Origin of the sequence: Phenylobacterium sp. (assembly GCF_036495085.1) — a bacterium.
Lineage (GTDB): Bacteria > Pseudomonadota > Alphaproteobacteria > Caulobacterales > Caulobacteraceae > Phenylobacterium.
The window spans coordinates 22,275-42,686 of sequence record NZ_DASXNL010000023.1 but is presented as its reverse complement, the minus strand read 5'-3'; the positions used below and the strand labels follow the sequence as shown (position 1 = coordinate 42,686).

The 20,412-nt window shown below is 65.0% G+C and carries 18 protein-coding genes and 1 tRNA gene; 11 read left to right on the top strand and 8 right to left on the bottom strand.

Translation table 11 applies throughout. From position 1 onward, the window contains the following. Window positions 1-6: 6 nt before the first annotated feature. The gene (locus VGI62_RS03655) at window positions 7-504 is read right to left on the bottom strand and encodes a GNAT family N-acetyltransferase (RefSeq protein ID WP_331503033.1); all 498 of its coding nucleotides are present in this window, start codon (window positions 502-504) and stop codon (window positions 7-9) included. Then, window positions 501-1,361: an NAD(P)-dependent oxidoreductase gene (locus VGI62_RS03650; protein WP_331503032.1), complete on the bottom strand. Its 861-nt coding sequence runs from the start codon at window positions 1,359-1,361 to the stop codon at window positions 501-503. The genes VGI62_RS03655 and VGI62_RS03650 overlap by 4 nt, the downstream gene beginning before the upstream one ends. Before the next feature lie 89 nt (window positions 1,362-1,450). Between VGI62_RS03650 and VGI62_RS03645 the strand changes: the two genes are divergently transcribed. The 6 genes from VGI62_RS03645 (at window position 1,451) to VGI62_RS03620 (ending at window position 8,757) form a co-directional block, all read left to right on the top strand. Beyond that, window positions 1,451-2,362, top strand: a complete 912-nt coding sequence (locus tag VGI62_RS03645; RefSeq protein WP_331503031.1) for a flagellar motor protein MotB — start codon at window positions 1,451-1,453, stop codon at window positions 2,360-2,362. A gap of 79 nt (window positions 2,363-2,441) precedes the next feature. Beyond that, window positions 2,442-3,203: an arginyltransferase gene (locus VGI62_RS03640; protein ID WP_331503030.1), complete on the top strand. Its 762-nt coding sequence runs from the start codon at window positions 2,442-2,444 to the stop codon at window positions 3,201-3,203. A gap of 119 nt (window positions 3,204-3,322) precedes the next feature. Further along, a complete protein-coding gene (locus VGI62_RS03635; protein WP_331503029.1) occupies window positions 3,323-3,994 on the top strand; it encodes a DnaA ATPase domain-containing protein in 672 nt (223 codons plus the stop codon). A gap of 64 nt (window positions 3,995-4,058) precedes the next feature. Beyond that, window positions 4,059-6,269, top strand: a complete 2,211-nt coding sequence (locus VGI62_RS03630) for an RNA degradosome polyphosphate kinase (protein WP_331503028.1) — start codon at window positions 4,059-4,061, stop codon at window positions 6,267-6,269. Beyond that, window positions 6,250-7,749 (top strand): Ppx/GppA phosphatase family protein, encoded by a 1,500-nt coding sequence (locus VGI62_RS03625; protein ID WP_331503027.1) that lies wholly within the window; start codon window positions 6,250-6,252, stop codon window positions 7,747-7,749. Before VGI62_RS03630 ends, VGI62_RS03625 begins: the two co-directional genes overlap by 20 nt. A gap of 3 nt (window positions 7,750-7,752) precedes the next feature. After that, entirely contained in the window at window positions 7,753-8,757 is a 1,005-nt protein-coding gene (locus tag VGI62_RS03620) for a D-2-hydroxyacid dehydrogenase (protein WP_331503026.1), read from the top strand. A 414-nt stretch (window positions 8,758-9,171) separates the two neighbouring features. On the opposite strand, the gene rnd is transcribed toward VGI62_RS03620, so the two are convergent. Further along, window positions 9,172-10,350: a ribonuclease D gene (gene rnd / locus VGI62_RS03615; protein WP_331503025.1), complete on the bottom strand. Its 1,179-nt coding sequence runs from the start codon at window positions 10,348-10,350 to the stop codon at window positions 9,172-9,174. 79 nt (window positions 10,351-10,429) lie between these two features. Between rnd and purM the strand changes: the two genes are divergently transcribed. Beyond that, a complete protein-coding gene (purM, locus tag VGI62_RS03610) occupies window positions 10,430-11,455 on the top strand; it encodes a phosphoribosylformylglycinamidine cyclo-ligase (RefSeq protein WP_331503024.1) in 1,026 nt (341 codons plus the stop codon). A gap of 230 nt (window positions 11,456-11,685) precedes the next feature. On the opposite strand, the gene VGI62_RS03605 is transcribed toward purM, so the two are convergent. The 3 genes from VGI62_RS03605 to VGI62_RS03595 are packed head-to-tail and all read right to left on the bottom strand — an operon-like array spanning window position 11,686 to window position 16,360. Then, window positions 11,686-12,741, bottom strand: coding sequence for a 2-oxoacid:ferredoxin oxidoreductase subunit beta (locus tag VGI62_RS03605; protein ID WP_331503023.1), 1,056 nt, complete (start codon window positions 12,739-12,741; stop codon window positions 11,686-11,688). Then, window positions 12,738-14,576 carry a 2-oxoacid:acceptor oxidoreductase subunit alpha gene (locus tag VGI62_RS03600; protein ID WP_331503022.1) on the bottom strand — a complete coding sequence of 613 codons (1,839 nt, stop codon included), beginning with the start codon at window positions 14,574-14,576 and terminating at the stop codon, window positions 12,738-12,740. Before VGI62_RS03600 ends, VGI62_RS03605 begins: the two co-directional genes overlap by 4 nt. Further along, on the bottom strand, window positions 14,573-16,360 hold the full coding sequence (locus tag VGI62_RS03595; protein ID WP_331503021.1) for an FAD-dependent oxidoreductase: 1,788 nt from the start codon (window positions 16,358-16,360) through the stop codon (window positions 14,573-14,575). The genes VGI62_RS03600 and VGI62_RS03595 overlap by 4 nt, the downstream gene beginning before the upstream one ends. Window positions 16,361-16,687: 327 nt before the next feature. Between VGI62_RS03595 and VGI62_RS03590 the strand changes: the two genes are divergently transcribed. After that, entirely contained in the window at window positions 16,688-16,876 is a 189-nt protein-coding gene (locus VGI62_RS03590; RefSeq protein ID WP_331503020.1) for a hypothetical protein, read from the top strand. 170 nt (window positions 16,877-17,046) lie between these two features. Here VGI62_RS03590 and tig read toward each other — a convergent pair whose 3' ends face one another. Together tig and VGI62_RS03580 are read right to left on the bottom strand one after the other, a co-directional pair. Beyond that, window positions 17,047-18,405 (bottom strand): trigger factor, encoded by a 1,359-nt coding sequence (tig, locus tag VGI62_RS03585; protein WP_331503125.1) that lies wholly within the window; start codon window positions 18,403-18,405, stop codon window positions 17,047-17,049. A 148-nt stretch (window positions 18,406-18,553) separates the two neighbouring features. Next, window positions 18,554-18,638, bottom strand: a tRNA-Leu gene (locus VGI62_RS03580). A 518-nt stretch (window positions 18,639-19,156) separates the two neighbouring features. On the opposite strand from VGI62_RS03580, the gene VGI62_RS03575 reads away from it, so the two are divergent. Genes VGI62_RS03575 through VGI62_RS03565 form a run of 3 tightly spaced genes read left to right on the top strand, consistent with a single transcriptional unit; the run spans window position 19,157 to window position 20,400 of the window. After that, window positions 19,157-19,693, top strand: a complete 537-nt coding sequence (locus VGI62_RS03575; protein WP_331503019.1) for a GNAT family N-acetyltransferase — start codon at window positions 19,157-19,159, stop codon at window positions 19,691-19,693. A 57-nt stretch (window positions 19,694-19,750) separates the two neighbouring features. After that, entirely contained in the window at window positions 19,751-20,089 is a 339-nt protein-coding gene (locus tag VGI62_RS03570) for a type II toxin-antitoxin system RelE/ParE family toxin (RefSeq protein WP_331503018.1), read from the top strand. A 20-nt stretch (window positions 20,090-20,109) separates the two neighbouring features. After that, the gene (locus VGI62_RS03565; RefSeq protein WP_331503017.1) at window positions 20,110-20,400 is read left to right on the top strand and encodes a transcriptional regulator; all 291 of its coding nucleotides are present in this window, start codon (window positions 20,110-20,112) and stop codon (window positions 20,398-20,400) included. Window positions 20,401-20,412: the final 12 nt, after the last annotated feature.

Here is a 20,412-nt window from a genome sequence, read left to right as displayed (position 1 = left end):
CAGTCCTCACGTGGTGAAATAGCTGCTTTCGGTGTCGTAGCCGGGCATCGTGACCATGCCCGTAAACCGCATGCCGATTTTCTCCAGCACCGCGGCCGAGCCCTTGTTGTGAGGCGCAGTAATCGCGACGATGGTCTGCAGCCCAAGCGTTTGGCGGCCATAGGCCAGCGCAGCTGCAGCGGCCTCGGTGGCGTAGCCACGCCCCCAGAAGCGCTCCAGGAACGCGTAGCCGACGTCCGGATGCTCAAGGCCCTCTCGCTTCACGAAGCCGCAGATGCCTGCCCGCTCGCCGGTGGCTTTCACATCGGCGCCCCAGAGGCCAAAGCCGTTGACCCCATAGCCCTCGCGCTGACGCTCAATGTAGCCCGCCGCGCCCGCGAGGTCGCGCACGCCCCGATCTCCGATGTTGTCCATGAAGCCGCGGCTGGTCAGCAACTCCAGAATGAACGGCGCGTCGGCCTGCGTCAGCTCGTGCAACGCCAGTCGTTCGGTTTGCAGAATCACTCGGCCTTCTCCAGGCGCGCGACCAGGCTGGAGGTGTCCCAACGACGTCCGCCCAACGCTTGCACCTCGGCGTAGAAGCCATCGACCAATGCAGTCATATCGAGGGCTGCGGCGTTGCGCGCCGCCTCGTCCAGCACAAGACCCAGATCCTTGCGCATCCAGTCGACGGCGAATCCAAAGTCGAATTTGCCCTCGCTCATGGTCTTCCAGCGATTGTCCATCTGCCAGGACTGCGCGGCGCCCTTCGAAATCGCCTCGTAGACCGCCTGGGGATCGAGGCCGGCCCGCCTGGCGAAATGCAGGCCTTCGGCCAGGCCCTGGACGACGCCCGCAATGCAGATCTGGTTGACCATCTTGGTGAGCTGGCCGGCGCCGGGCCCGCCCATCAGCCGGATCGCCTTGGCGTAAGATGCGATCACCGGTTCGATCCTGGCGAAGGCCTCGGGCTCGCCCCCGCACATGATGGTCAGCTGGCCGTTCTCAGCGCCCGCCTGGCCGCCGGACACCGGGGCGTCCACGAAGCCTTTGGCGCCTTTAGCCGCCAACGCCGCCATCTCGCGAGCAACCACGGCCGAAGTCGTGGTGTGGTCGACGACGATCCCACCTGGGGCCATCGCCGGCAGCGCCTCGGCCACGACCTGGCGCACATCATCGTCATTGCCGACGCATAGCACGAAGACCTCGGCGTCCGTCGCGGCATCCGCCGCACTCGCCCCAGCCCGCCCGCCGTTCGCCGCAACCCAGCGCTCAGCCTTTTCCGGAGTGCGATTATAAACCGCCATCTCGTGGCCGGCCCTGGCCAGATGCCCTGCCATGGGAAAGCCCATCACTCCCACGCCAGCGAACGCCACCTTCATTCCAGAAGCTCCTTAACCCTGCGCAACGCCATCTTAACGGGCGTCGGCGCACCTTGCGCGCCTCGTAACAGGCTTCACCGGGGCGAACCATGTCGATGAGCGGTGAGCGCCCGATCATCATCAAGCGCATCAAGAAGAGCGGGGGCCCCGGACACCACGGCGGAGCATGGAAAGTCGCCTACGCCGACTTCGTGACCGCCATGATGGCCTTCTTCCTCCTGATGTGGCTGATCAACACCACCTCGCCGGAACAGAAACGCGGCATCGCCGACTATTTCGCCCCGGCCAGCGTGTCGTCGACCACGTCCGGCTCAGGCGGCATCCTGGCGGGCACCGCGCTCGGCAACGAGGGCGCCAAGCAGAACGGGTCACAGTCGGTCGTCCAGGACGCCAGCCCGGACTCCCGTCACCCCAACGACGGCAAGTCGAAGGATGGGGCCAAGTCCGCCTCCAGTGACCAGGCGGCCAGCGACGTCCTGAAGGAACAACAGAAAAAGAGTGAGCAGGCCGCCTTCGCCTCGGCCGCCCAGTCCCTGCGCCAAGCGTTGCAGGATATGCCCGAGCTGGCCGAGCTCTCCAAGAATATCATTATCGACCAGACACCTGAGGGCCTGCGCATCCAGCTCGTGGACCAGGAAGGTCGTTCGATGTTCAATCAGGGCACCGCGACGCCCAACGATCGGGCGAAGCTGCTTCTCAGGGCCATCGCCAAGATCATCAACCAGTTGCCAAATCGAATCAGTATCTACGGCCACACCAGCGCCAACGCGGGACAAGGCGGCAAGGCGGAGGGCGACTGGTCCCTGTCGGCCGCTCGCGCCGATGCGTCGCGCCGTATTCTGCAAAGCTCAGGGGTCGATCCGGATCGGGTCTACCAGGTCTCCGGAAAGGCGACTTCCGAGCCACTTTACCCCGACGATCCGACCCTTCCGGGCAACCGCCGGATTGCGATCGTGCTCTTGCGCGAAGCGCCGGTCCTCCCACCTGACCAGGGTCTCTAGACCTGAGGCCTTGCGCCAAGACGCGGCATGACGCCTAATCGTCCTTAAGGCGTATCGCTACGAAGGCGACTGCAAGTCCGTGACGCAGCATTTCCCGACCCGGCAGCTCAGGTTTTTTCTAACCGCGCCGTCGCCCTGCCCTTACTTGCCCGAACGCTATGAGCGGAAGGTCTTCGCCCACCTGCCGCTATCGGATGGCGCGACGGTCAACGACAGCCTGACCCAGGTCGGCTTCCGCCGGTCGCAGAACATCGCCTATCGGCCTGCCTGCGAAGCCTGCACGGCCTGCGTCTCGGCTCGCCTGCCGGCCGCGGACTATGTCTTCTCCCGCTCCGAGCGGAAAGCTATCGCCCGCAACGAGGACCTCGAACGTCACCTCGTAGAGGCCGAGGCCACGATGGAGCAGTTCGATCTGCTTCGCCGTTACCTCACCACCCGCCACGCTGACGGGGGCATGGCGGAGATGACCTGGCCGGATTACGTGGCCATGGTCGAAGACACCGCCGTGCGCACCCACATCATCGAATACCGGACAAGGTCCGGGGACGGAGGCCCGGGCGATCTGGTGGCTTGCGCCCTGGTCGACGTGATGAGCGACGGGCTTTCCCTGGTCTACAGCTTCTATGACCCCACCCAGAGCCGGCGCAGCCTCGGCTCCTTCGTGATCCTGGACCACGTGATCCAGGCCTGTCTGACCAGCTTGCCCTACGTCTATCTGGGCTACTGGGTCCGCGGCTCGGAGAAGATGGACTACAAGGTCCGCTTTTCCCCCATCGAGCTGCTTAAGCCGGAGGGTTGGACCCTGGTGGTCGGCGGGGCTGTGCGCGACGGGGCCGCCTAGTCTTTGGTCAACAGCCCCGAAGGGGATGTGAATGCCGGGGATGGGAGTGCAAGCCCAGTGTGCCGTCCATCTGCGCCTTGCTACAGTGGCTGGGTGATCCGACGCATTGAACGAGGCGCATGGCCAGGCAGCTTCGGCTGAGCCTCAAGAGGCCCGCAGCCTACACCCGCGACGCCTTCATCGAGGGGGCCTCCAACGCCGACGCCGTGGCGGCGCTCGATGCGTGGCCGCGCTGGCCGGGCGGAGCGCTTGTGCTTGTCGGCCCCGAAGGGGTCGGTAAGACCCATCTTGCGCGCGCCTGGGCCGCCGAGGTGAAAGCGGTGCTTCTTGATCGCGAAGCGCCCGATATCGCCGCCGTCGCCGGGCGCCCGGCGCTTCTGGAGGACGTGGACCAGGGCGTGGCGGACGAGGCGTTATTCCATCTCATCAACCTGGCGGCCCGCGAAGGCGGTAGCCTATTGCTCACCGCGCGGATTGCGCCCGTTGCCTGGACCGCCACGCTTGGCGACCTGCGCTCGCGACTGAACGCCCTGACAGTGGCAGAGATCGCCGCGCCCGATGACGAAGTCCTTTCGGGCGTCTTGAGGAAGTTCTTCCGTGAGCGGAACATACGACCGCACGACGATGTCTATCCCTACCTGTTGCGGCGAATGGAACGGTCGATCCCCGGGGCGGAGGAGATCGTGCGCAGGCTCGATGAGACCGAAGACGGTCAGATGCGCCCGGTGTCACGCGTTCTGGCCCGCGAGATCCTTGAGGGCGATACTGAAAATCTTGACCATTTCGATTGAAGACTTGAACGCGTCACAGTCGGGGCTCAAATCTACGAGCCCCACCCGCTCCGGAGCCAGTTCGATGAGCTACGCCGAGCCCATCGCCGCCAACATCGCGAGCGAAATCCCGCACGCGCCTCTCCTCTGGGACGGCCAGTTGGCGGCCTCGCCGGCTCGCTTCTTCAATCGCGAACTCTCCTGGCTGGCATTCAACCGGCGGGTTTTGGCGGAGAGCATGAACCCTCGGCATCCGCTCCTCGAACGCCTTCGGTTTCTGGCGATCAGCGCCAACAACCTCGACGAATTCTACATGGTCCGGGTCGCGGGCCTGCGCGCCCAGATCCGTGAACGTGTGCGGGTGACCAGCCAGGACGGCCTGACGCCAAGCGAACAGCTCGAGCGGGTGAACGCCGAAGCCGCGGACCTGATGGGCGACCAGCAGACCCGCTGGCGCGAACTCCGCGACGAACTGGCCGGCCAGGGCCTACGCGTCGTCGCCGCCTCCGATGTGACCAACGCCGAATTGGACGCCCTCGAGGAGCCGTTCGCGTCCCAGTTGTTCCCGGTGCTCACGCCGCTGGCAATCGACCCGGCGCATCCCTTCCCGTTCATCCCGAACCTGGCCTTCTCGCTGGCCCTGAAGCTGCGGCGACTGGCGGATGGGCGGGTGCTCTATGCCCTGGTGCCGATCCCAGCCCAGGTCGCCCGCTTCTGGGAGCTTCCAGCGCAACGAACCGGCCGAAAGCGTGCCGAGCGGCGCTTCGTTTCGCTTGAGGCGCTCGTCAGCCTGTTCCTCGACCACCTCTTTCCCGGTTGTGAGGTCCAGGCCCAGGGCGTTTTCCGCCTGATCCGCGACAGCGACATCGAAATCGAGGAAGAGGCCGAGGACCTGGTGCGCGAATTCGAGGCTGCGCTGAAACAGCGCCGCCTAGGCTCGGTCGTCCGGGTCGAGATCGACGCCAGCATGCCCGACGAGTTGCAGAGCTTCATCTGTTCCAGCCTGCACGCCGAGCCGCAGGACATCATCAAGATCGACGGCCTGCTTGGCCTGGACGAGTTGAACCAGCTTATCCCGGCTGATCGACCGGACCTGAAGTTCAAGCCCTTCGAGCCGCGGTTCCCCGAGCGCATCCGTGACCATGGAGGCGACTGCTTCGCGGCCATCCGCGAAAAGGACATTCTGGTCCACCATCCGTTCGAGAGCTTCGACGTCGTGGTGCAATTCCTAAGGCAGGCGGCGCGCGACCCGAACGTGCTGGCCATCAAGCAGACGCTTTATCGCACCTCGCACGACAGCCCGATCGTCGCCGCCCTGATCGAGGCTGCCGAAGCGGGCAAGAACGTCACCGCCGTCGTCGAGATCAAGGCTCGCTTCGATGAAGCGGCGAACCTAAAGTGGGCCCGCGACCTGGAACGGGCTGGCGTGCACATCGTCTTCGGCTTCGTGGAGTACAAGACCCACGCCAAGCTCTCGATGGTGGTGCGCAAGGAGGGCGACACCCTGCGCTCCTACTGCCATTTCGGGACCGGCAACTATCACCCGATCACCGCGCGCTTCTACACCGACCTGTCGCTGTTCACGACCGACCCGGCGCTGGGCCGCGACGCTGCGCGATTGTTCAACTTCGTGACCGGTTACGCCCAGCCGGAAGGCCTTGAAAAGCTTTCGTTCTCGCCGATCACCATGAAACGTGACCTGCTGGCGCTGATCGCCCGCGAAGCGGCGAACGCGGCCGAGGGCAAGCCCGCCGGCATCTGGGCGAAGATGAACTCGCTGGTCGACTCGCAGATCATCGATGCGCTCTATGCCGCCAGCCAGGCCGGGGTCGGAATAGACCTTGTTGTCCGGGGCATTTGTTGCCTGAGACCCGGAGTTGCGGGGCTGTCGGACAACATCCGTGTGAAGAGCATCATCGGCCGCTTCCTCGAGCACGGCCGAATCGTCGCCTTCGCCAACGGCGCGCCGCTTCCCTCCTCCGAGGCCCGCGTGTTCATCTCCTCGGCCGACTGGATGCCACGCAACCTCGACCGTCGCGTCGAGTGCTTGACGCCCATCGAGAACCCGACAGTGCACCAGCAGGTGCTGCAGCAGATCATGTTGGCCAACCTGAAGGACGAAGCCCAGAGCTGGTTCCTCGACACCGGCGGCCAGTATCACCGCGACCCGTCCTGGGATCATCCCAGCGCTTTCTCCGCGCACGAGTATTTCATGACCAATCCCAGCCTTTCAGGTAGAGGGCAGAAGGTGAAGGACATGCCGCGCGCGATCGATCATGTGGCCTCGCGGGGATAGCCGGGGCGAGTCCAGGCAGGCGGCCGTTATCGACGTCGGCTCGAACTCCGTCCGGTTGGTCATCTACCGGCTGGATGGCCGGGCAATCTGGACCGTCTATAACGAAAAGGCGCTGGCCGGCCTTGGACGCGATCTGCCGACCACCGGGCGGCTCTCGCCCGACGGCGTGGAAGTCGCGCTGAACGCGATCCGCCGTTTTCGCGCGACGCTGGACGGCTGGAGCGCCGAGGACGTCACCGCGGCGGCCACTGCGGCAGTCCGTGAGGCCGCTGACGGGACCGCCTTTCTGAAGCGCGTTCGCGAGGAGACCGGCCTCGTCGTGCGGGTGCTGAGCGGCGAGGAGGAGGCGCGTTACGCCGCGCTCGGCGTGATCGCCGGTCAGCCGGACGCCGGCGGCGTGGTGGGCGACCTCGGCGGGTCCAGCCTGGAACTCGTGACCCTGAACGGCGCTGTTCCGGCCGAAGAAGGTGTTTCCCTGCCGCTTGGGCCGTTCGCGCTCGGCGCACCACGTCCCCTCGACAATGACCGCATCCGCCGCGTGATCGAAGATTGGCTGAGCCCACACGCCAAGCGCTTCGCCGCCCGGGAATTCCACGCTGTCGGCGGCGCCTGGCGCAACCTTGCGCTCTTCCACATGGAACTGGCCGACTACCCGCTGCACGTGGCCCACCAGTACGAGATGTCCCGCGCAGACGCGCTCAGCGTATCGCGCCTGGTCGCCCGTCAATCGCGCGCCTCGCTCGAGCGCATGCAGGGCCTCTCCAAGAAGCGGATCGAGACGCTTCCCTACTCCGCCGTGGTCCTGGAGGCGCTGATCGAGCGCCTGGGCTTCGAGCGGGTGATCATTTCGGCATTCGGCGTGCGCGAGGGCCTTCTGCTGGAAGCCATGACGCCCGAAGTGCGGCGTCGTGACCCGCTGATCGAGGGTTGTGAGGCCCTCGCCGCGGCCCGTGGGGGCGCCTCGGAGCTGGGTGGCGCGCTGGAGGCGTGGCTGACGCCGGCCTTTGAAAGGCTGGCGCCGGTGTTTGGCGTGCGCGATCCGGTGCTTGTCGCCGCCGCGTGCCGGCTCGCAGATCTCGGGGCGCTTCTGCACCCGGACCATCGCGCGGATCTCGCCTTCGAGCAGGTGTTGCGCGCGCCTATCGCCGGCATGAACCATCCTGAGCGCGCCTTCCTGGCCAGCGTGGCCTTTGCGCGGCACACCGCAGCGGCGACGCCGCCGGAAGCTACGGCCGTGGCGCGGGTGATCGGCGCCGAGCGTCGCCAAAGAGCCCGCGCTCTCGGCGCCGCGGTGCGCCTCGGCTGCGACCTCTCAGGACGCAATCCGCGCCTGCTGGAGAAATCCAGCCTTACCCTGCAGGACGAGCGGCTGACACTGACCGCCGCTGACGGCTGGGAGGATATGCTGCTGGGCGAGCAGACCACCCGCCGCGCCCAGACCCTGGCCTCGGCGCTGAAATTGAAACTCGAATTGAGATGAGCGATGCAGATTTTGATGACCAAGGCGGCGCGAGAGCGGCTCGGCGATCGACTTGCCGCCATTGCGCCCGCCATCGACGTGATCACGGCCCTCTCTGCCGAGACCTTTGAGCGCGATGGCCGGCCGATCGCCGTCGAGGATATTGACCCGGAAGTCGTCTGGCTGAGTCTCGACAGCTGGACCTCCGGCCTGCTCGGCCCGCTGTTCGGCCGGATCATGAAGACGCCGGCGCCGCGCTGGACTCAGATCATGGCCGCCGGGATCGACAATCCGATGTTCCGCACGATCATGGAGAAGGGTGTCCGCATCACGAAGTCGAGCGCCCAGGCGACGCCCATCGCCGAATATGTCGTCGCCCACGCGCTCAGCCTGCAGCTGCCGATCCTGGAGCAGGCCGCACTTCAGGCGAGGCGCGAATGGAAGCACACGCCTTATCGAGAGCTCGCCCGTACACGCTGGGTTCTGGTCGGTTTCGGCAATATCGGCCACGAGATCGCCAAGCGCATCAAGCCGTTCGGTGTCGACTTGACGGTTGTTCGGCGCAATCCTGCCCCCGATCCGCTGGCCGACCGAGTGATCGGCCTGCCGCAGTTGGCCTCGGTCATCCCCGATGCGGACGTGGTCGTGCTGGCGTGCGCGTTGAACGACGAAACCCGTGGAATGTGCGACGCGGCATTCTTCCAGGTGCTGAAACCGGGCGCGATCCTGATCAATATCGGCCGCGGCGGCCTTGTCGACGAGGAGGCCTTGCAGGCGGGGCTGGCTCGTGATCAGCCGGCCCACGCGGTCCTTGATGTCTTTGCAACTGAACCGCTTCCCACCGACAGCTGGTTCTGGGACCACCCGAAGGTCCGGGTCAGCGCTCACACGTCCAACTCCGGGGACGGCAATCTCGCCCGTGGCGACGAGCTCTTTCTGGAAAACCTGAGACGCTACCTGGCCCGCGAGCCCATGCTCAACGAAGCCGACCCGAGCGAAGTCGGGCTGCATCTGCCCGAGCGCGCATAGCAAGAGGGCGGCGCCCCGGTTTCCCGAAACACCGCCCTCGGAACCAGATCCGTTGGGGGATCTGAGCCTTCAAGGTCGAAGAGAGCGTCCGCTTCGCTGAGTCACCCCAGCTCGACTTCAGGTCGTCCTCGTTGCCCCCAGGATCGAACGGATCAGGTTGCCCTGAGCCCTCCTACCCCCGTGAGCCTTCTGTCCGCTTGCGTCCCGGTCGCCCGGTCCCCCGCGCCGCAGTCCCTCTCGGCAAGTTCAGATTTGCAAACGTCCCCTCTCGAAGCAAGCAGGCCCGCCAACGGCCTTGTGAGCGGACCCCGGCACGGCCGGTGGATAGACTGTGGAGAACGTCGGTATGCCTCCTGAAAGGCCGGGCGAAATCAACGGCGCGCGCCTTATCCTCAGGAACCCATCGTGAAGAGCTCAGCCCGCGCTGGCAGCCTTGGGCGCGCGACGGACTTCGACGACTCGCACGCGGGCGCCGTCCAGGACTAGCGCCAGTTCGCCTCGCTTCAATCTCAGGGCGTCCTCGCCGAACGCCTCGCGTCTCCAGCCCTTGAGCGCAGCGTTGTCCGTTGCGTCGTCGTTGGCGATCTGCTCCAGGTCGGACACGGTGGCGATCAGCTTGGAGGCGACGCCGGCCTCTTCGGCGCGCGCCTTCAGAAGGACCTTCAGAAGCTCGACGACCGCCCCGGCGGCGGGCGATGGCGGCGCCTTTGAGCGCTCGATCACCGGGGCATACGCCTCGGGATCGCGGAGCGCCTCGCGGATCGCCGCCAACAGGTCAGGGCCAAACCGAGATCCCGAGAAGCCCTTGGGCACCGAGCGCAGCCGGTCGAGCGCATCGGCGTCGGTCGGCGCTTGCGTGGCGACCTCGTCTATCGCCTCATCCTTGAGAATTCGTCCACGCGGCTGGTCGCGGGTCTGGGCCGTGCGCTCCCGCCACGCGGCGACGGCGCGATAAACCGCCAGGTACTTGGCATTGTGCTTGCGCGGCCGCAGGCGCTTCCAGGCGTTCTCCGGCTCCACGTCGTAGAGCGCAGGGTCGACGAGATTGGTCATCTCGTCGGTGACCCAGCCCAGGCGCTCTTCCTTTTCCAGCCGCTCGCGCAGCATCGGATAGAGCCTGGCCAGGTGGGTCACATCGGCCAGGGCGTAGGTGAGCTGGTTGTCGGACAGCGGTCGGCGCGCCCAGTCGGTGAAGCGCGAGGACTTGTCGAGCTCGATCTTCAGCATCTGGCGAACCAGGGCGTCGTAGGCGATCTGCTCGCCGAAGCCCGCGGCCATGCCTGCTACCTGGGTGTCGAACAGCGGCGCCGGCATAGCCTGCAGATTGTTGAAGATCTCCACGTCCTGGCGAGCCGCGTGGAACACCTTCAGGATCGAGGTGTCGCGCATGATCTCGAGGAACGGCTCGAGGTCGATGCCCTCACCCAGAGGGTCGATACAGGCCTCCGCGCCTTCGGCGGCCGCCTGGATCAGGCACAGCTTGGGCCAATAGGTCGTCTCGCGCATGAACTCGGTGTCCACGGCGACGAACGGTTGGCCCTTGAGCTTGTTGCAAAACACCGCCAGTTCCGCGGTGGTCGTAATAGGAGTCATCGACTAGCTATAGCCCGGCGCGCGGGCGAGTCTGCAAGTCCCGTGGCGCAAGCCGTGTTTTTCTACCGAAGGCGACACTATGTCCGACCGGCCAAACGGCCTCACCTACGCGCAGTCAGGCGTCGACATCGATGCCGGGAACGCCCTGGTCGAGCGCATCAAGCCACTTGCGAAGTCAACGCGCCGGCCCGGCGCAGAGGCCTCGCTCGGTGGGTTCGGGGCCCTCTTCGACCTGAAGGCGGCGGGCTACGACGACCCGTTGCTGGTCACGACCACTGACGGTGTCGGCACCAAGCTCAAGGTCGCAATCGAGACCGGCATCCATGACACCGTCGGGATCGACCTCGTAGCCATGTGCGTGAACGACCTCCTCGCCCAAGGCGCCGAGCCTTTGATGTTCCTCGACTATTTCGCCACGGGAAAGCTCGACGTGGAGGCCGCTGCAACCGTGGTCGCCGGTATTGCCGAGGGCTGCCGCCAGGCCGGCTGCGCTCTGGTCGGAGGCGAAACCGCCGAGATGCCGGGTATGTACGCACCCGGCGACTACGACATGGCCGGGTTCTGCGTCGGCGCGGTCGACCGCGACAAGGTCCTGCCGCGGATGGGCGACCAGAAGCCGGGCGACATCCTGGTGGGCCTGGGCTCCAGCGGCCCGCACTCCAACGGCTATTCGCTGGTTCGGCGCATCGTCGAGCGCTCAGGCCTGGCCTGGGACGCAGCCGCGCCGTTCGAGGAGGGCAAAACGCTCGCCCAAGCGCTGCTTGCACCGACGCGCATCTACGTGAAGACGGTCCTGCCACACCTGAAGGCAAGACACATCAAGGGCCTCGCCCACATCACCGGCGGCGGCTTGATCGAGAACCCGCCACGCGCCATCGCAGACGGCCTCGTTGCGCGCTTCGATTGGAACGCCTGGGCGCTGCCGCCGGTCTTCGACTGGCTGCAGGAGGTGGGCGGCGTCTCCGACCATGAACTGCGCCGCACTTTCAACTGTGGCGTCGGCCTGATGCTGATCGTCGATCCCCACGACCTCGCCGAGGTGCTGGAAGGCCTAGTCCGAGCCGACGAGGACGCCTTCGTGATCGGGGAATTGGCGAAGGACTAGAGCGGGTTGAGATCAGCCGACAGCCACGCCGCCGCCTGCAACGCCTCCAACACCCGGAGGCATCCCTGACTACGGCTTAGCAAGCCCGGCCCAGGAGACGTGGGCGATCGCCGCCTCGCTGGCCTGATCGCCCGGTCGAAAGGGAGATGGAGACCCCCGCTGCCGCCCGGTCTCGCCTGTGGAAATTCCTCCCACCCTCGGGACGCCCGGTCCGGTAGGGATGGACGGTGTTACCTAAGCCCCGCGTTGATTGTCTCGAGCGCCTTGGCTCCGGGCACCAGATCGGACGTCTGGAGCTCATTTAGGGGTGTGTCCACCGTCTCAAGGGCGTCATGCAGATCGCCGGCCTGCGGGTCGATGTAGAGCAAGCCGGTCACCACCTGCCCCCTCGCCTGTCGCGCCTGGAGGTAGCCCAACGCCTGTGCTCGATTATTCGGATTGTAGAGCTCGGCGAGCTTATGGAGCGACAGGATCGAGCCGTCGTGCTGGGCCACCTTGACCGTAGTCCCGGGCGCGTATTCGACCGAGATCGGGGCGTGGGCGGGGATCATATCAAGCCGGTTCACCGCCTCGTTGTGCTCGCGCACATAGTCGAAGCTCTTGGTGGAGCCCTGATGGTTGTTGAATTGTACGCAAGGGCTGATGCAGTCGATGAAGGCTGCGCCCTTGTGCGCCAGTCCCGCCTTGATCAGCGGCACCAACTGTTCCTTATCGCCGGAGAACGAACGGCCGACGAACGTGGCGCCCAACTGCAGGGCCATGCCCACCAGGTCGATGCCGGCGTCGTGGTTGACCACGCCGCGCTTGGATTTTGAGCCCTTGTCGGAGGTTGCGGAGAACTGGCCCTTGGTGAGGCCGTAAACGCCATTGTTCTCGACGATGTAGAGCATATTGACGCCGCGGCGTACGGCGTGGGCGAACTGGCCCAGGCCTATCGAGGCGCTATCCCCATCCCCCGAGACGCCCAGGTAAATCAGGTCCTTGTTGGCCAAGTTCGCGCCCGTGAGCACCGATGGCATGCGGCCGTGCACGGTGTTGAAGCCGTGGCTGGCGCCCATGAAATAGTCGGGCGTCTTCGAGGAGCAGCCGATCCCGGACAGCTTGGCGATCCTGTGCGGCGGCAGATCGAGTTCGAAGGCCGCCTGGATGATCGCTGAGGAGATCGAGTCGTGGCCGCAACCGGCGCAGAGCGTCGAGACTGAGCCCTCGTAGTCGCGCCGCGTGAAGCCAAGCGCGTTGGCGGCCAGCTTCGGGTGGTGCAACTGGGGTTTCAGTATGTAGGTCATTCCGCCGCCTCGATACGACCAAGCGCCAGGATCTGGCCGATTTCTCCGGCGATGAACCGCGCGGTGATCGGCGTCCCGTCATAGTGCAGCACCGGTATGAGCTTGGCCGGGTCGATCTCGCCTTCATTCACCAGAAGGGTCCGCAACTGGGCGTCGCGGTTCTGCTCGACAACAAAGACGCGGCTGTGGGCGGCCACGAATTCGTAGACTTCGTCTGAGAACGGGAAGCCCCGCACGCGCATGGCGTCCAGGTGGCGGCCCTGCGCCTCCAGCGCCTCGAGCGCCTCATGCATCGAGGGTGTCGAAGAGCCGAAGTAGATCACCCCGTCGCTGGTGGCGCGCTTGGCCGCTCGCTCGACCGGCGCCGGGATCACCGACTTGGCCGTTTCGAACTTCCTCAGCAGTCTTTGCATGTTGTCGACGTAGACGGCGCCCTCTTCGGAGTAGCGCGCATAGGGATTGCGTGAGGTGCCGCGGGTGAAATAACTGCCTTTCGAAGGGTGCACCCCTGGGTAAGTTCGGTAGGGGATGCCGTCGCCGTCGACATCCTTGTAGCGCCCAAAATCGGCCCCTGCCTCAAGCTCGTCGTGGGTCATCACCTTGCCGCGGTCGAGTTGGCGCTTGTCGTCCCAGGCGAAGGGTTCGGTCAGCCATTCGTTCATGCCGATGTCGAGGTCGAGCATGACGAAGATCGTGGTCTGGAGTCGGTCGGCCAGGTCGAACGCCAGCGCCGCCATTTCGAAGCACTCGCCTGGATCGGCCGGCAGCAGCATCGGATGCTTGGTGTCGCCGTGGCCAGCGTAGGCCGCCCCTATAAGGTCGGCCTGCTGGGTGCGGGTGGGCATTCCCGTGGATGGCCCTCCCCGCTGCACGTCGAAGATGACCGCAGGAATTTCGGCGAAGTAGGAGAGCCCGATGAACTCGGTCATCAGCGACACGCCGGGACCGGAGGTGCAGGTGAAGGCGCGCGCACCGTTCCAGCCGGCCCCTACGACGATGCCGATCGAGGCGATCTCGTCTTCGGCCTGGACGATCGCGTATCGCGCTTTGCCATCAGGGTCGGTGCGCAGATCCTCGCAGTAGCCGATGAAGGCCTCGGCCAGCGAGGTCGATGGCGTGATCGGGTACCAGGCGCAAACCGTGGCGCCGCCGTACACCGCGCCCAGGGCGGCGGCTGAATTACCTTCGACGTAGATGCGCTCGCCCACCTTGTCGGCCTTGCGCACCTGAAGGCGGATCGGTCCAAGTTCCGCTCTTACGTAGTCGACGCCCATATGCAGGGCCTCGACGTTCGCGGCGATCAGCTTGGCGCGGCCGGCGAATTGCTCAGCCAGAAGCTGTTCCATCACCGCCGGATCGATGCCCAACAACGCGGCCAGCGCGCCGACGTAGACGATGTTCTTGAAGAGCTGACGTTCGCGTGGAAGCTCGTAGCGATCGTTGCACATGGCCGTCAGCGGCACGCCGATGACCGTCACGTCGTCGCGGAATTTCGAAGGTGGGAGGGGCTTGGTCGAGTCGTAGAACAGGAAACCACCGGCCTCGATCTCGGCCAGATCCTTGTCCCAGGTCTGGGGGTTCATAGCCACCATCAGGTCCACGCCGCCGCGCCGTCCCAGGTGGCCGCTCTCGGTCACGCGCACCTCAAACCAAGTCGGCAGCCCCTGGATGTTGGACGGGAAGATGTTGCGCGCCGCCACCGGCACGCCCATGCGCAGGATCGACTTGGCGAACATGCCGTTGGCGCTCGCCGAGCCCGAGCCGTTCACGTTGGCAAACTTCACAACGAAGTCGTTGACCGTCACCGCTCGAGACGCCGATGCGTCGCGTTTCATCGAGACTGACATCCCACCCCCGCCTGAGTCATTTCGAGGGTGAAGCGCTGCATATCCCAGGCCCCCGTCGGGCAGCGTTCGGCGCATAGTCCGCAGTGCAGGCAGACGTCCTCGTCCTTCACCATCACCCTGCCGGTGGCCAACGAGCCGGACACGTAGAGGGGCTGGTCCAGATTGAGCGCCGGCGCCTTCAGCCGCGTGCGCAGATCGGCCTCATCGCTCTCCTCCGTGAAGGTGATGCAGTCGACCGGGCAGATATCGACGCAAGCATCGCACTCGATGCACAGGTTGTCGGCAAACACGGTCTGGACGTCGCAGTTGAGGCACCGCTGCGCCTCCCGGTAGCCCGTCTCCTGATCGAATCCGAGCTCGACCTCCATCTTGACGTTCTTCAGCGCCACGGCCTTCTCGCGCAGGGGCACGCGATAACGGCGGTCGTTGGCGATGTCGTTGTCGTAGCTCCACTCGTGGATCCCCATCTTCTGGCTGATGAGGGAGAACTCCGGTGGTGGGCGCTCACCGACATTCTCGCCGCGGCAGAACTTGTCGATGGAGACCGCCGCATCGTGGCCGTGCGCCACCGCCCAGATGATGTTCTTGGGCCCGAAGGCTGCATCGCCGCCAAAGAAAACCCGTGGGATGGTCGACTGCATCGTGATCGGGTCGACCTTGGGCATGTCCCACTCGTCGAAGTCCATGCCGATGTCGCGTTCCATCCACGGGAAGGCGTTCTCCTGGCCGACCGCCACCAGCACATCATCGCACTCGAAGTGTTCGTCCGGCTCTCCCGACGGCACGAGCTTGCGGCGGCCCTTCTCGTCGAACTCGGCCTTGACCACTTCGAAGATGACCCCGGTCAGCTTGCCATCCTGGTGAGTGAATTCCTTGGGGACCCGGTAGTTGAGGATTGGGATGTCCTCGTGGATCGCGTCTTCCTTCTCCCAGGGGCTGGCCTTCATCTCCTCGAAGCCGGAGCGGACGATCACCTTGACGTCCTCGCCGCCCAGGCGGCGCGAGGTGCGGCAACAGTCCATGGCAGTGTTGCCGCCGCCCAACACAATCACCCGGCGGCCGATCTTGCTGACGTGGCCGAAGGAAACCGAGGACAGCCAGTCGATGCCGATGTGGACGTTGGCGCGGGCTTCTTCGCGTCCCGGCAAGTCGAGGTCACGGCCGCGCGGCGCGCCGGAGCCCACGAATATCGCGTCATAACCCTCGCCCAGCAGGGTTCTTAGGCTGTCCACCCGTTCGCCCAGCCGAAGCCTCATCCCGAGCCCGGTGATGTAGCCGACCTCCTCGTCGATCACCGCCTCGGGCAGGCGAAAGCGCGGGATCTGGCTCCTGATCATACCGCCGGCTTTGGCGTCACCGTCGAAGATCGTGATCTCGTAGCCAAGAGGGGCTAGGTCGCGCGCCACCGTCAAGGACGCCGGCCCGGCGCCGACCATCGCGACCCTCTTGCCGTTGGCGGTCGCGGCAGGCGCAGGCAGGAACGGGGTGATGTCTTCCTTGTTGTCGGCCGCTACCCGCTTCAGGCGGCAGATGGCGACGGGCTCATCTTCGACCCGGCCACGGCGGCAGGCAGGCTCGCAGGGTCGATCGCAGGTCCGGCCGAGAATCCCCGGGAAGACGTTCGACTTCCAGTTGACCATATAGGCATCGGAGTAGCGGCCCTCCGCTATCAGGCGGATGTACTCCGGAACCGGCGTGTGCGCGGGACAAGCCCACTGGCAATCGACGACCTTGTGAAAGTAGTCGGGAGTCCACGTACTCGTACGTTGCAAAACTCTGATCCCTTCCCGCGACGCTCTCCTCCCGCGGCGGCAAGACAAACTCTGCAATTGAACTCGGACTGCAGGATGCGCTTGAGCCGTCACGACGCGGCGTTCTTGTCAGGTTAGGCCTCGTTTGGCGGTCAAGCCAAGTCGATTCCTGATCGATGATCGGTGATTTTGAGCCCGCGAGGCCCAAAGCCTGTAAATTCCTACCTTGGCCACGCTGCGACGGCCTCAGGGAACGTGAGGACGGCTCCATCATTTCTGGCAGGCCTCGCTATTCCTTAATGATAGCTTAACAAGTGAGAGCTCTGCGCGAGACCCGGGAGGATTCCGATGACGATGAGCGGTGACGTCGCCCCTGCGCCTCAGTCCCCTTCCCTCGCCGCCGGCGCCTTGGCGGCGCCAACAGCGCCACCCCTTGCCGAAAACCAGGGGGCCTCCTTGAGCCTCTTTCAGGAAATCAACGAACGACGCGCGCGCGTCGAGAACGCCGAACTGCTGCAGCAACTGCGGGGCCTCTAGGGCCAGTTCCCGGCATCCCGGTCGCGGAACCAGGAGACCACCGATGATCGGCACTGAACGGGAAAGGGCCCGGCGTCACCGCCGGGCCCTTAAATCGTGTGCGCCTGCCGCGCTGCCAGATCGCGGAGAGCCGCCATCGCGGCTTTCCGCAGTCAGATCGATCGGAGAGACTATTCGCTGTAGCCTTCCGGGAGGTCGTCGTCCTTCATGAGGTCCTCTTTCGAGACCTTCTGATCCTTCACCTTGGCCTTGCCGACGATCAGGTCGACGACCTTGTCCTCAAAGATCGGGGCGCGGAGTTGAGCCTGGGCGTTGGGGTTCTGGCGGAAGAGGTCGAACACCTGCTGGGCCTGGGGCCCGTATTTCATGGCCTCCTGGCGCATGGCCTCGCCCAGTTCCTGGTCGGTGACCTGGACATTGTTGGCGCGGCCGATCTCGGCCAGCACCAGGCCCAGGCGCACGCGGCGCTCTGCGATCTTGCGGTATTCTTCCTTGAGCTTCTTGTCGGACTTCTTGAGGTCCTCAGGCGGCAGCTGACCGGCCTCCTTGTCCTGCTCCACCTGCTGCCAGATCGATGCGAACTCAGCTTCCACCATCTTCGGCGGCAGCGGGAAGTCGTGCTTGGTGTCGAGTTGGTCCAGGAGCGCGCGCTTCAGCTTGAAGCGGCTCGCGCCGGCGTATTCCTTCTCGAGGTTGGCTTTCAGGAGTTCGCGCAGCTTTTCGAGGTTCTCGATACCGAGGCGTTCGGCGAGCGCATCGTCGGCGGGCGCATTCACCGGCGCCTTCACTTCCTTCACCTTGACGTCGAAGACGGCCTCTTTGCCCTTCAGGTTTTCGGCCTGGTAGTTCTCCGGGAAGGTCACCTTCACCTCGACATCACTGTCGGGCTTGGCGCCAACCAGCTGGTCCTCGAAACCGGGAATGAACTGGCCTGAACCAAGGACGAGTTCGGCGCCTTCGGCTGAGCCGCCGTCGAACGCCTCGCCACCCAGCTTGCCGACGAAATCGATGACCACGAGATCACCGTCCTTGGCCTTCACGGTCTTGCCGGACCGGGGTTCGTAGGTGCGGTTCTGCTTGGCCAACTCGGCCACCGCCTCTTCGACTTCCGTCTCAGTGGGCGCATAGACCGGGCGCTTCAGCGACAGCGTGGCGGGATCGACGGGCTCGAAATCGGGCATCACATCGACGGCGATCTCATAGGCCAGGTCGGCCTTGCCATCCATCACTGCGTTCATGTCGCCTTCCGGCTTCAGATCCGGGTCGCCGGCGGGGCGCAGCTTGTTGTCCTCAAGGACCTTCTGGGTGGTCTCAGTGAGGGTCTTTTCCACCACCTCGCTCATCAGCGCCTTACCGTAGAGGCGGCGCACGTGGGCGGTCGGCACCTTGCCGGGGCGGAAGCCCTTGATGTTCAGGGTCGGCGTGATCTCTGCGATACGCGCCTCCAGCGCCTGCGTCAGGTCCGCAACGGGGACCGTGACGCCGAACACGCGGCTCAGGCCTTCACCAGATTTTTCAACGATCTGCATCGACATTCTCGAACTTCCGGTCGCGGCGCCAACGAGCGCCGGTCGGCCGCCTTGGGGATGAAAACGAACGCCGCCGAGGGGTCAGCGGAGGGCGGGGGTTATGTCACGCGGCGCCTTCGCCTCCAAGTGCAAAGGCTAGGACCGAATTTGGTGCGGATGAGAGGACTCGAACCTCCACGCCTTGCGGCGCTGGAACCTAAATCCAGTGCGTCTACCAGTTCCGCCACATCCGCGCCCGTCGTCCGCTAAGGGAAATCGACCTCAGCAGGCAAGCGGAATCGCGCCGAGGGTACGAAACCAACCCATCAAGCCTCCGCGTGACGGCTTGAAGATCTCCAGCACTTTGCGGAAATCTCGGCCACTCGAGCTGGCGCGTTGTCGCCGAACCCGAGCAGTCGAAGTCGCCCGTCGCCCGATAGGGCGTCGCCAATAGGCTGAACGGCACACGCTGCCGCGCCCCTGCGCGGGTAGCTCGCGAGCCCGCCATGGCCAGATTCGCAATCCGCGACGGTCGCGCCGCGTGGCTGGGGCTACTCAGCGAACCAGCGATATTTGCTCGCGCCGTACAGACCGGGATTTCCGAGGAAGACGCGGTCGATATCGCTGAACTGCTTAATCAGCGCTACCGAAAGGAAGGCCGCTCAGGATCGTACTCGCGCGCGAGGGGCGCGCCTTAGTGGACTGAGAGCCCTCCACGCCCTCCTCAAGCCATCCTTGCTGTTCTCGGCTGAGGCGCCCATGCTGCCCTCGCATGGGGGAGCTAAGAACGTCACGTCTGATTGGCACGCGCATCGGCGAGGAGGACCGCGATGATCTCGTACGTCTTCACCTCGATGAAGACGTCTCGCGCTTCCTTGGCGGCACACGTTCAGCCGACGTGACCGCGGAATATCTCGCGACCCAGATCGCTCACTGGAACGAGCACGGCTTCGGACTGCTTGCCCTCAAGACGCTCGGGGGCGAATTCGTCGGACGCGCAGGTCTTCGCTACACGGAGCTTGAAGGCGAAGAGACCCTGGAGATCGCCTACACCCTGGCCCGACCGTTTTGGGGGCAAGGGCTGGCGACGGAGATTGCGCAGGCGCTCGTTGATCACTGGCGCGCAGTGCTTGCAGACCCCAGCCTTCTCGGCCTCGTGATGAAGGGCCATGTTGCCTCTGATCGCGTGCTCCTCAAGACGGGGTTTGGGTACGAGCGCGACGCCGACTTCCATGGAGCACGGATTAGCGTCTTTCGAATGGACCGATCGTGGCTCAACCGGCCTTCGGCCTATACGCCAGTGACTTAGACGCCATTGGCGTCTTTTCCTGGGCATTTGGACGCCACTGGCGTATAGTGCTCTGCAATGTCGACTAGGCTCATCACTGTGGCCGAGACCAAGGTTTTCATCCGCCAGGCCTCTGCGATTTGGGATGACGAGGAGCACGACGCCTTCGTGAACTTCATCGCAGCGAACCCGGAAGCGGGCGATCTGATCCCAGAGACCGGTGGGGTGCGGAAGGTCAGGTGGACCCGGCCAGGTTCAGGCAAGCGCGGCGGTGCCCGGGTCATCTACTTCTACCACGACCCGGAACACCCGCTTTACCTCCTGCTCGCCTATGCGAAGGCGAGCCGGGAGAACCTGACGGCCGATGAGAAGAAAGCAGTCCGCCAGCTCGCGGCGGAATTGAAGCGAGCGAAGTAGCGACGGGCGAGAGGTGTATCATGGCGAAGTTTGGCAAGGATCTGATCGAGAGTATGAGCGAGGCAGCAGCGCACGCCCGCGGCGAGCGCGTGCCCGGCCTACGGCTTACGAACGTCGAGGTGCCGGACGTGAAGGCGATCCGGCAGTCGCTTCACATGTCGCAGAACCGTTTCTCGGCTGCGTTTCGCATTCCGCTCGCGACGCTCAAGAACTGGGAACAAGGGCGACGCTACCCGGATGGGCCGGCGGCTGCGTACCTACTCGCTATTCAGCGCAAGCCGAGGGAGATCATGGACGCGGTCGCCGAGTAACTATGTCGAAGA